Raw genomic sequence first — 12,071 nt, 5'->3', positions numbered from 1 at the left:
TCCCGTTTCGTTAGACTCGGCGGCGAAGGGAAGGGTGCGGTGAACGACAACGATCGAGACGCGGGGCGCGCGGCCCGGCCCAAGCGGGCGGACGCGCGGCGCAATGAGAAGGCCCTGCTGGACGCGGCCGCCGCGGTCTTCGTCACCTCGGGCGTCGAAGCGCCGATACGCGATATCGCGGCCAAGGCCGGGGTCGGCACGGCCACGATCTACCGCCACTTCCCGACGCGGGCGGATCTCATCGTCGCGGTCTACCGGCACCAGGTCGAGGCACTCGCCGAGGCCGGCCCGGCCCTGCGGGCGACCAGCGAGACTCCGCACGCCGCCCTGGGGCGCTGGATCGATCTCTTTGTCGACTTCCTGGTCACCAAGCACGGGCTCGCGGCCGTGCTGCAGTCCGACGACCCCTGCTTCGACCCCCTGCACTCCTACTTCCTCGACCGGCTCCTGCCCGTCTGCACCCAGCTCCTCGACGCCGCGGCCGCCGCGGGCGAGATCCGCACCGGCCAGGACGCCCACGAGCTCATGCGCGGCGTCGGCAGCCTCTGCGCGGGCGCCGGCACCGACCCCCGCTACGACACACGTCACCTGGTCGAGCTGCTCATCGCGGGACTGCGCCAGCCGCACTGACCATCGGCCGACCGCACTGACCGTCCATCGGCCGGGTGGCGCCCGCCCTGGCACACAATGGGGGCCGCACACCACCCCACCCACGCCCCAGGAGCCCCACGTGGCCTTGCAGATCACCGTCGACCAGGACGCGGCGACCGCCCCCTTCGAGCAGATCCGCGCGCAGATCGCCGACCTGGCCCGCTCCGGCGAGCTTCCCGTGGGCTACAAACTGCCCACCGTGCGCGGCTTCGCCGAGGAGCTGGGGCTGGCGGCGAACACCGTCGCCAAGGCGTACCGCGCCCTGGAGGCGGACGGTGTGATCGAGACCCGCGGCCGCCACGGCACCTTCGTCGCGGCGGCGGGCGACGCGGCCCGGCGCCAGGCCGCCGAGGCCGCCCAGACCTATGTCCAGCGGGCACGCCGCCTAGGTCTGGACCGTGCGGCCGCCCTCGCCGCCGTCGAGGACGCCCTGCGGGCCGGGTACGGAGACTCCGCCTGAACCTCCACCGCTCACAGCGCCGGTGACGCCGCCTGCCATGCTGTCCCCATGACCAGCCGCAAAGCCCTCGTCCGACGTCCCAGCCCCCGCCTCGCCGACGGGCTCGTCACCCATATCGACCGCACGCCGGTCGACGCCGCGCTGGCGCTGCGGCAATGGGAGGTCTATGTCGTGGCGCTGCGCGCGCACGGCTGGGAGACGGTGGAGCTGCCGCCGCTGGACGACTGCCCGGACGGGGTGTTCGTCGAGGACACCATGGTCGTCCACCGGAACGTCGCGGTGATCGCCCGCCCCGGAGCCGAGTCCCGCAGGCCCGAGACCGTGACGGCGGAGGAGGCCGTGACCGGGCTCGGCTGCTCGCTGAACCGGATCCACGAGCCGGGCACGCTGGAGGGCGGCGACGTCCTGAAGATCGGCGACACCGTCTACGTGGGACGCGGCGGACGCACCGACGGCGACGGCATCCGCCAGCTTCGCGCCGCGCTGGAGCCACTGGGCGCGCGGGTGGTGGCCGTACCGGTCAGCAAGGTGCTCCACCTCAAGTCGGCGGTCACCGCGCTGCCGGACGGCACCGTCATCGGCTATCCGCCGCTGGTCGACGACCCGGACGCGTTTGACCGCTTCCTCCCCGTCCCCGAGGAGTCCGGCGCCCATGTCGTGCTGCTCGGCGGCGGCAAGCTGCTGATGGCTCGGAGCGCGCCGCGCAGCGCCGAGCTGTTCGCCGATCTCGGCTATGAGCCGGTGCCGGTGGACATCAGCGAGTTCGAGAAGATGGAGGGCTGTGTGACCTGCCTGTCGGTCCGGCTCCGGGAGCTGTACGCCTGAGCGCCGGGCCCCCGGGTCCCGGGCCCCGGGGGCATCGCGCAGGCCCCCGGGTCCCGGTTCACAGATACAGCCCCGCGTTCGCGTCCCCCGGCTGCGAGGGCACGGCGGGCGGCCGGGTGCCGCGCCGCAGCGCGTACAGCTCCGCGAGCGTCGCCCCGTCCCGTCCGATGACGCCCTCCCGGTCGTCGACCTCCCCGCCGAGCCAGCTCACCGCCTCCGTCCGCGTCAGCTTGCCGACCTCGATCCGGGCCAGACACCGGCCGGGGCGGACCACCGCCGGATGCAGCCGCTCCAGATCCTCGTTGGTGGTCACCCCGACCAGCACATTGCGCCCCTGGCCGAGCAGACCGTCCGTCAGGTTCAGCAGCCGGGACAGCGCCTGCCCCGCGGTGTGCTTGGCCTCACCGCGGATCAGCTCGTCGCAGTCCTCCAGGAGCAGCAGCCGCCAGCGCCCCTTGGCCGTGCCGTCGTCCTCGCCGATCGCGATGTCCATCAGATAGCCGACGTCGGTGAAGAGCCGCTCCGGGTCCAGGACGCAGTCCACCTGGCACCACTCCCGCCAGGACCGGGCCAGGGTGCGCAGCGCCGAGGTCTTGCCGGTGCCGGGCGGGCCGTGCAGCAGCAGGAGGCGACCGGCGATGTCGTCCGGGGTGACCTTCATCAGCCCGTCCATGGCCTCCGCGACCGGCGCCGTGTAGTTGCCGCGGATCTCCTCCCAGGTCCCGGCCGAGATCTGCCGCGAGGTGCGATGCGGCCCTCGGCGCGGCGAGACGTACCAAAAGCCCATCGACACGTTCTCCGGCTGGGGTTCCGGCTCGTCCTCCGCGCCGTCGACGGCCTGGTGGAGCACCTTCTCGGCCAGGGCGTCGTCGACGGCGGTCACGGTCACATCGGCCCCCCGGTTCCACCGGGAGATCAGCAGCGTCCAGCCGTCGCCCTCGGCGAGCGTCGCGCTGCGGTCGTCGTCGCAGGCCGCGCGCAGCACGGTCGCGGACGGCGGCAGCAGCGTCGCGCCCGACCGCACCCGGTCGACGGAGTGACTGCGGGCGTACGGTTGCTCGCCGGTCGCGAAGCGCCCCAGGAAGAGCGCGTCGACGACATCGGACGGCGAATCGCTGTCGTCGACGTTGAGCCGGATGGGAAGGGACTCTTCGGCGGGTGTCGTAGGCAGGGTCTGCCTCCTGAGAACGGGGGGCCGGTGCGTCGGTCAGCGCACCCGGCCCCATGATCCAGGACCGGGGGCGAGGGCGCACCAAGGTTTGTGGCCGTTTACCGAGCTGTTCCACGGAACCCCACTGGAATGGGGGCGTTCACGGATACTCTTACCCGTTGTGGGGCGTCGGGGAAGGGAACGGGGCGGGTTGGCCAGGTTATGGCAAAAGAGGCGTCGGCGGACCGGCGCACTGCTCGGTGTCGGCATGGCCACCATGGCACTGGTGGCGACCACCTGCTCCGGCGGGCCCGGCGCGGGCGAGGGGCGGCCCGGATCGGAGTCGGCGCGCGGGAAGGCCGGCGCCGGGGGCCTGGGCTGGGGATTCACCCATACCCAGTACAGCGCCGACCAGGGCACGGAGAGCGGCCGCAAGACCGCGGGCGCGCTGCTGTCGCGCCACCCGATGCCGCAGAACCAGCACATCATGGGCTGGGGCGCGGGCAACCCCGAGCCGTCCCCGGGCCGCTACGACTTCGCCGACCTCGACCGCCGCATCGCCCTGATGCGCAAGACCGGCACCGCGCCCGTGCTCACCCTGTGCTGTGCGCCCGACTGGATGAAGGGCGGCGAGCCGGGACGTACGGACTGGTCGCAGGAGTCCCTGGAGACCGCGCCCACCCCCGAGCACTACAAGGACTTCGCCGCGCTCGCGGGAAAGATCGCCCGGCGCTATCCGCAGGTGCGCCACTTCATCGTGTGGAACGAGTTCAAGGGCTTCTACGACGACGGCAAGAAGCGCTGGAACTACGAGGGCTACACCCGGCTCTACAACCTGGTCTACCGCGAGCTGAAGAAGCAGAACCCCGACAACCAGGTCGGCGGCCCGTATGTGGTCGCCGACAGCGACGCCCCGGGCGAGGCCGACGGCTCCGCGGCGGTCAGCGGCCCCTGGGGCACCCTCGACCAGCGGTCCGCCGCCGCGATCACCTACTGGGACAAGCACAAGGCGGGCGCGGACTTCGTCGTCGTGGACGGCTCCAGCTACACCCGCGAGGGCGACCGGCTCATCCCGGACGCCTTCGGGGCCACCCGGAAGTTCCGGGACGTCACCCGCTGGCTGCGCCGGACCACCGGGCTGCCGGTGTGGTGGGCCGAGTGGTATGTCGAACCGGCCGACGGGCGCGACGACCGCGCGGGCTGGAGCGAGGGCCGCCGCACCGCCGTCCAGGCCACCGCGATGATCCGGCTGGCGCAGGGCGGCACCGCCACGGCCTTCTACTGGAACCCGGAGACCACGGGCAAGCGGTGCCCCGGCTGTCTGTGGCGCCCCACCGAACTGGACGACGGCGGCCGTGAGCTGCCCATGATGACGCTGCTCGGCCGGTTCGCCCGGGAGTTCCCGCCCGGCACCGCCTTCCGCTCCGTGGACATCGCCGCCGACGACCGGCCAGGCGTCCAGGTGCTCGCCGACGATGACGCGGTGCTGGTCGTCAACACCCTCGACCGGCCGATCAAGGCGAAGGTCGACGGCCGGTCGTTCGGGATGGGCGGATACGAGGTGCGCTGGCTCAAGCGGTGAGCCGGACCGGACGAGGGCGTGGCCACGGTGGCCATGCCCTCGTCACGCCATAGTGCTCGCTACGCCATCGTCACGAAGCGCTGCACCAGCGCGGCCACCACCACGACCAGCAGCGGCAGCGCGAACCAGAACGAGCCCTGCAGCCAGTGCAGCCGCCGTACGCTCGGCCGCACCGCCACCCGCACCACCTCGCGCGCCGCCAGCAGCAGCATCAGCGCCACCGCCGCCAGCGCCCCCACCACCGACCAGGGCGTCCAGGTGACCAGCGGACCGGCCGGCCCCGGCGCGGCCTCCGCGACCGGCCCGCTCGGCTGCCGCTTCAGCTCGTACAGCGCCGCGTCGTCGTTGCCGAACACCCGGCGCAGCTCCGCGCGCTGGTCCAGGGAGCGCCGCAGCCGCTCCTGCCAGTGCTCGTCATAGCCGGAGTCGAGGGTGAGATACACGGACTGGCCGCGGCCCACCATCAGATAGGAGTGCGGCCCGGCCTCGCGCAGCGCCGTGACCAGGCTGCCGACCAGCACCGGATCGCGCGGGGCCAGGGTGGGCTCGTAGTGGACCCGCTCCATGTCGCGGGCGCCCCAGGGCATCGCGGGGGTGACGTTGTTGATGGGGTCGTCGCTCATCCACAGCACCCGTACGGTCGGCTGGTCATGGGCGTAGACGTACTCCATCGCCGCCACCTCGCCCGGCCGCACCCTCTCGAACGTCTCATTGCCCCAGCGCGCCACCAGAAACCCGGACATCAGGGTCAGCCCGGCCAGCAGCGCGGCCACCGGGCCCAGTCGCGCGTGGTCCGCGCCCGCCCGGGGGAAGACCGCCAGCGCGCCGAGCACACAGGCGCCCGGCAGCGCGAACATGAAGACGCGCAGCGCCATCTCACCGCCGTAGCTCTGCATGCCGAAGCCCAGGAACGGCACGAAGGTCAGCACCAGCAGCGACCGCTCGGTGAACCCGGCGGCGCGCCGCCGCAGCACCCCCCAGCAGGCCAGCGCCAGCACCCCGCCCGCCAGCGCCACCCGGACGTAGAGCACCAGCTGGTGCACGCTGCTGCCGCCCTCGATCCGGCCCGAGACGGACGAGGACACATTGCCGCCCACCCCGCCGACCCCGCCGAACAGCTCGTCCCAGTGGCCCGACCAGTACGGCTCCGCCAGGAACCCCACCCATACGGCCACCATCACCCCGCACAGCAGCGGCAGCCCGTACAGATTCGACCGGCGCAGCAGCACCAGCGCGCTCACCACGCCGAGCATCACGAACGGGGTGAGCTGATGGGCCGCCACGGACGCCGCGAAGAGCGCGATCAGCAGGCCCAGCAGCGCCGTGCGCTGGGCGGGCGTGGCCGCCGTCACCTCCGCCTCACCCGGCCGCCGCTTACCGGGCAGCACTCGGGGCTCGCGGAACCACACCAGAAGGACGGCGACGAAGACGAGGTAGAGGAGGTAGGTGAACCCCTGCGGCGAGAAGTAGTCCTGGCCCACCCAGCCGCTGAGCGCGAACAGCCACACCGCGGTCCACTTCGCCCGCCAGCTCGCCCGCAGGGCGCGCAACAGCACCATCAGCGGGGCGAGACAGAGCAACTGGAGGAGCGTGGGCCACCAGCGCAGCACCTCGGAGAGGTCATGCACCCCGGCGGCCTGGGCCAGGAACGCCGCCCCCGCGAAGAAACCGGGCCAGCTCCAGCGCGCGTCGAGATCGGGCACGGCGTGACCGGTCCGGCCGATGTAGTCCAGGAACCCCAGATGCTGCCATGCGGTCGGGAACCGCGGCTGCGCCTCCAGCACGGCGGGCACGGCGTGCAGCGAGGCGACGGTCGCCAGGAGCACGACGGTCAGCAGGGCGCGACGGGGTCGCGCGAGCCGGAGCGCACCGGCGAAGGCGGCGATGAGCAGTGCGGCACCGAGGAGGGTGGCCCGGGGGAGGACCGAGACGAGCCCGAGTCCGCCCAAACGGTCGAGATCGGCGTCCCCCATGCGCAGCAGCGGCACCCAGTAGAGGGCAAGCCCGACGGCCGCGACCCCCCACAGGGCGACCGCGCCCTTCCGGCCGGTCCGCCGCCCGGTGGGCCCCGCCGAGCCTGTCGCGGGCGCGGTGGCCGCGAGGCCCTGCCCTGCCGATGGGGCGGCGGTATCGGCGGTACCGGTGGCGTCGGCGGCGGGCGGTGGGGCCGGGTCCGCCTCCGGCCCGGTCGCGGTCGGCTCCAAGGGCACGCCCCCCGAGTGGATCCCACCCGCCCCGCTCCGTGCCTGCGACACGTTGGCCGCGCCCCGGTCGGGCGGCCCGCCGTGCGGCGAGGCGGCGACCGGCCACCGCCGCGCGACCTCGGGGTGCTCGGCCGGGTCGCGTTCCGCACCGGGTTGCCCACGCTTCGGATCAGCCGCCCCCAGGGGCCCGGACTTCAGCACCGGCCACCGGCCCTTGGAAGCGCCCGCACCAGCGGCCGTACCGGCGGCGGTCGTTCCGGTGGTCCGTGCCGGGGGTGGCGTCTCCGGGGCCGACGCCTCGTAGCGCTTGTCCCAGCGGCGTTTCTGGGCGTCGTCGTCTCGCGGCGGATCCGTGGCGGGGAAGTGCATGCGGACGCCGAGCGCCAGCGTGTCGGTGTCGAGGGCGGCGCGCAGCGCCCAGCGGGTGCCGTAGTGGCCCGCGTACTCGCGGCGGCGGTCGCCGTAGACCGCGAGGTCCGCGAGATCGCCGTCGGGTGCGGTGCTGTGCGGCGGCGGGGGCAGCGGCGGCGAGGACGCGGAGGCGGACGGCGGCTCCGAGGCGGCAGCCCCGTCGTGCCCCTTGAGCACCCGGCGCAGCCGCACCGCCGCGATCGCCGCGATGACCGACAGGCTGGAGATCTCCGCGACCCCCGCCCCCGTCAGCCCCATCCGTGGCAGCAGCAGCAACGTCAGCCCCAGCACCAGCCCGCACAACAGCCCCTGCAACACCGCCAGCCCTGACGTGCGGCTCTGCGCCCGCAGCACCGCGAAGTACACCTCGATGACCACCCGCAGCGCCGCGCCCACCGCGAACCAGCGCAGCAGCGGTGCGGCCGCCTCCGCGTAGCCGTCGCCGAAGACCCCGAGGATCTGGGGGGCGAAGACGAAGAGGAAGAGACAGACCGGGATCATGATGCGGGCCATCCGCCGCAGCGCCGCCCGGCAGTTCTCGGCGAGCCGGGCCGGATCGTGCGAGCCCTCGACGGTCAGCGACGAGCCCATGTTGATGGCCAGCAGATTCGTGGTGCCGCCGATGGTGGTCGTGATGTAGAAGTACGCGTTGTCGGCCGCGCTGACCTGCGAGGCGACGATCACCGGCACGGCGTAGACCACCACGAGCGAGAACAGCGACCCGGTGTAGTCCCCGGCGAGGAAGCGGCCCATCTCCCGAAAGCCCGCGGGCCGCGCCCTCCCCTCCGTCGCCGCGATGTGCCGGGGTACGAGGCGGCGGAACACCAGGTAGCCCAACGGCAGTACGGACACCGCGATCGAGGCGACCCAGGACACGAACACCCCGGCGGTCGGGATCGCCGCGGCGAACGCGATGAGCAGCACCAGCTTGGCCGCCGAGAACGCCGTATTGCCCACCGGCACCCAGAACGCGCTGCGCAGCCCGGTCAACACCCCGTCCTGGAGGGTCAGCAGCGACCAGCCCACGACCGCGACGAGGAAGCCGAGGCCGTGGAGCGGACCGTGCAGAAAGCGGTACGACGGCCCCCAGGTGTTGAGCGTGAGCAGGAAGACCACCGCGGCCAGCGCCACGACCACCGAACTGGCCGCGTAGGTGCTGAACACCAGCCGGCCCGTCGTCCGCCCGGCGACCGGGATGAAACGGGCCAGCGCGCCCGTCAGGGTGACCGCGGTGAGGCCCGCCAGGAGCTTCATCGCGGCGATGGCCGCCGAGCCCTGGCCGACCGCGTCCTCCGCGTAGTAGCGGGCGGCGGCCAGCCAGAAGCCGAGGCCGAGGACCGCGGAGATGCCCGTGTTGAGCATCAGCGCGTAGGCGTTGCGGAACAGCAAGCCGCGCTCGCCGCTCCGGCCGTCGGACGGCCGCTCGGCGGCGGCCGTCCGCTCCTCTGCCCGGGTGGTCGTGTCGGACAACGGGCTCACGTCACCTTCCGTAGGACCTGTCGTGAGAGCTGACGGGATCTGCGGACCATGGCGTATCCCTTGGTGAGGGCCCGGTCCTTGGCGAAGCCGCGGCCGATCGCCCGCCCGGACACCAGCCGCTCGAACTCCTCGATCCGGGTGGTGCGCCGCACCGTGACCCGGCGCAATGCGTACGGTCCCTGGCCGCGCGCCGCCAGGGCGTTGCCCACCGCGAGGGACACCCCGAACCCGGCCGAGCGCACCACCCGGCGCACCCGGCGGCTGGAGTAGCCGTAGGGATAGGCGAACGACACGGGCGGACGGCCGAGTTCGGCGGTGAGCAGATCCCGGCAGTGGGCCACCTCGAACCACAGCCGGGCGTCGGAGAGCTGGTCCAGCTCGGGGTGGGTGTGGCTGTGCGCGCCGATCTCCACCCCCGCGCCGGCCAGCTCGCGCACCTGGCCCCAGTCGAGCATCAGGTCCAGGGCGCCGGCCGCCTGATGCGGGCCGCGCAGCCAGCCCGTGGCCGCGAAGAGCGTGGCCTCGAAGCCGTGGTGGGCGAGGACGGGGAGGGCGTGGCGGTGCACGCCCTCGTAGCCGTCGTCGAAGGTGACCGCCACGGGCCTGGGCGGCAGCGCGGGGCCGCCGCGCCAGGCGTCGGCCAGCCGTGCGCAGCTGACCGGGGTGAAGCCGCGCTCGCCGAGCAGAGCCATCTGCTCGGCGAACGCGCCCGGTGTGACGGACAGCCCACGGGTCGCCCGCGCGGGGGCGTTGGCCACGGCGTGATACATCAGGATCGGCACAAAGCCGCGGCCGCGGTTTGCGGTCGGCACCGGGCCGGGGTGGTCGGTCTGCACCGGGCCTGGGTTCGCGCTCGGCACCGGGTTCGCGCTCGGCACTGGGCTCGGGCTCGGGCTCGGGCCGGAGTTGCCGGTCGGCGCCGGGCCCTCGTGCGCGCCGCTCATGCCGCCCCCTCCCGTCTCGCCCCGCGGCCCGGTCCCGCTTCGCGGTCCCGTCCGGCCCCACCGTCCTGCCCCGCCCCGCGGCCCCGTCGCGCCTCCTGCCCCGCCCCGCGGCCCTGTCCCGCCGCGCGGCCCTCGTCCGGGTGTCCGCCCGGCGGGGGCGGTCGTTCCGGGAGGGTGGCGATGCTGAGGCGGGGGCCGCCGCGGCGGGCGCGGGCGGTGCCCACCGCATAGCCGCCCGCCGCCGCCGCGACGCCCGCCACGATCGCGCCCGCCCGCCCGGCGCCGCCCGCCCGGCCGAGCAGCGCGTCCCGCAGCCCGCGGGCGATCCCCGCGGGCAGCACCCGGGTGGTGTAGCGGCGCTCGGCCGAAAGGCCCGCCTGGGCGCCCACGCTGCGTGTCACCAGGGCCTTGGAGAGGCCCTCGGCGTACGCCCGCGACCGGAAGTAGGCGAAGCGCTCCCGGGCGGCGGGCACCTTGTGGTGGATCACCGCACGGTCGTCGATCAGCAGCAGCGCGTCCGGCCGGGCGCGGGCCAACCGGATGCACAGCTCGGTCTCCTCACAGCCCAGCGGCCGCTTGTCGCCGTCCCGGCCGATACCGCTCGCGAAGCCCCCGGCGGCGTCGAACGCCTCCCTGCGGAACGAGGCGTTCCCACCCAGGACATTGCGCACCCGCACCCGCCCCGGCGGCAGCCCACGGTAGGTGCAGCCCACCACCCAGTCGAACTCCTCGGGGAACCAGACCGGACGGCGGCGCGACGCCCACACCGGGACGGTGCGCCCGCCGACCGCCATGACCCGTGGATCGGTGTACGCGGCGGCGAAGTGGTGCAGCCAGTCCCGTTCGGCGACCGCGTCGTCGTCGAGGAAGGCGATCACCTCGCCGTGCGAGGCCGCGATCCCGGTGTTGCGGCCGGCGGACAGGCCGCGGGGGCCCGCGTTGGCGAGCACCCGCACCCCCTGACCCGTGTCCGCCGCCGTTTCGCGATCCGCGCCCGCCCCGCCGTCCCCGTAGTGGGCCGTCAGCCGCCGCAGCAGGCCGGCGTTGTGGTCCACCACCAGGAGCGTCTCGTGGGCGGGCAGCGACTGGGCCCGCACCGAGTCCACCGCGGCGAGGATGTCGCCCCAGCGGTCCTCGGTGTAGACGCAGATCACCACGGAGATCCGCACCAGCGGCCCCGGAGCCGGGCGAACCGTCAAGACGCCTCCCCCCGGACCGCCGCGGGTGCCACCGCGGGGCGGCGCGGCCGCCGGGCGCCGCGCTCGCGCAGGATCACCTTCAGCACCCGCAGCCCGTCGCGGACGGCCCGCAGATTGCTGGCGCCGTGGATGCGCTCGTACTCATGGCTGGGGATCTCCTGGACCCGCAGCCCGGCCTTGACCACCCGGATGTTCATCAGCGTCTCCACCTCGAACCCGGCGCAGTCCAGCGCGATCTCGTCGAGGCAGTGGCGCCAGAAGGCGTTGTAGCCGTAGCAGAGATCGGTGTAGCGGGCGCCGAACTTGCGGTTGACGATCGAGGTGAGCGCGCGATTGCCGAGCCTGCGGATCGTCGTCATGTCGTCCGTGCCGCCGCCGTTGGCGAAGCGCGAACCCTTCGCGAAGTCGGCGCCCGAGACCAGCGCCGACACATAGCTGACGATCTCCGATCCATCGGCGGATCCATCGGCGTCGATCATTACCACGATGTCGCCGGTGCAGGCGGCGAATCCGGCGCTGAGCGCGTCCCCCTTGCCCTTGCCGGACTGCGACACGACCTTCACCTCGGGCCACAGTTCCCGGGCCACCCGGACCGTGTCGTCGGTGGAATTGCCGTCGACCAGGACCACTTCATGGATCCAGTCGGGCAGGGTTTTGAAAACGTACGGAAGATTCTCGGCCTCGTTCATCGCCGGAATCACGATGCTCACCGGTGGCGCAATCGCGAGATGAGAGGACACCGGGCGGTACGGATGTGTACCGGCCGCCGGATCGATTTCCGGCGCGTCCGGGCGCACAAAGGAGCTCATGAGTCTGTTTTCCCTCTCGTCCGGTGGACCGTCCGCCCCACGGACAGTCCTTTGGTGTATCCGGTTCGAAAGGGGGGTTCTCACCCGCGCATGACGGCATGAACTGCCGGCCAAGGCAAGGCGAGCTGGCTGGTGTTACTGGCCTCGCGGTCCGCGTGCACGGCGCATCCCAAAAGGATCAGGACGGCCGGACGCGGCACCCCCCTACCGCGTTTCCCGCCCCGGGAACCATCGCGACGCTATGAAAGCCCCTCCCCTGGAGCCGCCTGTGATGATGGTCCCGAACACGGGTGGAAGTACGACGGTATTGACGTCGCAATCTCTATGGCAAGCCGGTTGCGGCTACACCCCCCTTGG

General features: G+C 73.3%; 9 protein-coding genes. 4 read left to right on the top strand and 5 right to left on the bottom strand.

Annotated features, from left to right (window positions below):
• Positions 1-39 precede the first annotated feature (39 nt).
• The 3 genes from BLV72_RS05435 (at position 40) to ddaH (ending at position 1,936) form a co-directional block, all read left to right on the top strand.
• Positions 40-630 carry a TetR/AcrR family transcriptional regulator gene (locus tag BLV72_RS05435; RefSeq protein ID WP_093460640.1) on the top strand — a complete coding sequence of 197 codons (591 nt, stop codon included), beginning with the start codon at positions 40-42 and terminating at the stop codon, positions 628-630.
• 100 nt (positions 631-730) lie between these two features.
• Complete coding sequence (locus BLV72_RS05430; RefSeq protein ID WP_093460638.1) at positions 731-1,111, top strand: GntR family transcriptional regulator; 381 nt, start codon at positions 731-733, stop codon at positions 1,109-1,111.
• Positions 1,112-1,159: 48 nt separating this feature from the next.
• Positions 1,160-1,936: a dimethylargininase gene (gene ddaH, locus BLV72_RS05425; RefSeq protein ID WP_093460637.1), complete on the top strand. Its 777-nt coding sequence runs from the start codon at positions 1,160-1,162 to the stop codon at positions 1,934-1,936.
• 58 nt (positions 1,937-1,994) lie between these two features.
• Here ddaH and BLV72_RS05420 read toward each other — a convergent pair whose 3' ends face one another.
• Positions 1,995-3,107, bottom strand: coding sequence for a DUF5925 domain-containing protein (locus tag BLV72_RS05420; RefSeq protein ID WP_059146952.1), 1,113 nt, complete (start codon positions 3,105-3,107; stop codon positions 1,995-1,997).
• A gap of 247 nt (positions 3,108-3,354) precedes the next feature.
• Between BLV72_RS05420 and BLV72_RS05415 the strand changes: the two genes are divergently transcribed.
• Complete coding sequence (locus BLV72_RS05415; protein WP_244320670.1) at positions 3,355-4,668, top strand: glycoside hydrolase family protein; 1,314 nt, start codon at positions 3,355-3,357, stop codon at positions 4,666-4,668.
• A 59-nt stretch (positions 4,669-4,727) separates the two neighbouring features.
• On the opposite strand, the gene BLV72_RS05410 is transcribed toward BLV72_RS05415, so the two are convergent.
• The 4 genes from BLV72_RS05410 to BLV72_RS05395 all read right to left on the bottom strand — a co-directional run bounded on the left by BLV72_RS05410 (position 4,728) and on the right by BLV72_RS05395 (position 11,714).
• Positions 4,728-8,753, bottom strand: coding sequence for a lipopolysaccharide biosynthesis protein (locus BLV72_RS05410; protein WP_425288354.1), 4,026 nt, complete (start codon positions 8,751-8,753; stop codon positions 4,728-4,730).
• A gap of 5 nt (positions 8,754-8,758) precedes the next feature.
• Complete coding sequence (locus BLV72_RS05405; RefSeq protein WP_093470177.1) at positions 8,759-9,532, bottom strand: polysaccharide deacetylase family protein; 774 nt, start codon at positions 9,530-9,532, stop codon at positions 8,759-8,761.
• Between the two features lie 170 nt (positions 9,533-9,702).
• Positions 9,703-10,905, bottom strand: a complete 1,203-nt coding sequence (locus BLV72_RS05400) for a glycosyltransferase family 2 protein (protein ID WP_244320669.1) — start codon at positions 10,903-10,905, stop codon at positions 9,703-9,705.
• Positions 10,902-11,714 carry a glycosyltransferase family 2 protein gene (locus BLV72_RS05395; protein ID WP_093460632.1) on the bottom strand — a complete coding sequence of 271 codons (813 nt, stop codon included), beginning with the start codon at positions 11,712-11,714 and terminating at the stop codon, positions 10,902-10,904. Before BLV72_RS05395 ends, BLV72_RS05400 begins: the two co-directional genes overlap by 4 nt.
• Between the last annotated feature and the right edge of the window lie 357 nt (positions 11,715-12,071).

Source organism: Streptomyces melanosporofaciens, assembly GCF_900105695.1.
In the GTDB taxonomy this organism is placed as follows: domain Bacteria; phylum Actinomycetota; class Actinomycetes; order Streptomycetales; family Streptomycetaceae; genus Streptomyces; species Streptomyces antimycoticus.
The sequence above is the reverse complement of the archived record's forward strand: the minus strand, read 5'-3'. Positions and strand labels throughout refer to the sequence as shown.

Bases quoted from the DNA above. Each gene is read 5' to 3' on its own strand.
- BLV72_RS05405 (WP_093470177.1), bottom strand. From the start codon at position 9,532: ATGTATCACGCCGTGGCCAACGCCCCCGCGCGGGCGACCCGTGGGCTG.
- BLV72_RS05395 (WP_093460632.1), bottom strand. From the start codon at position 11,714: ATGAGCTCCTTTGTGCGCCCGGACGCGCCGGAAATCGATCCGGCGGCC.
- BLV72_RS05415 (WP_244320670.1), top strand. From the start codon at position 3,355: ATGGCCACCATGGCACTGGTGGCGACCACCTGCTCCGGCGGGCCCGGC.
- ddaH (WP_093460637.1), top strand. From the start codon at position 1,160: ATGACCAGCCGCAAAGCCCTCGTCCGACGTCCCAGCCCCCGCCTCGCC.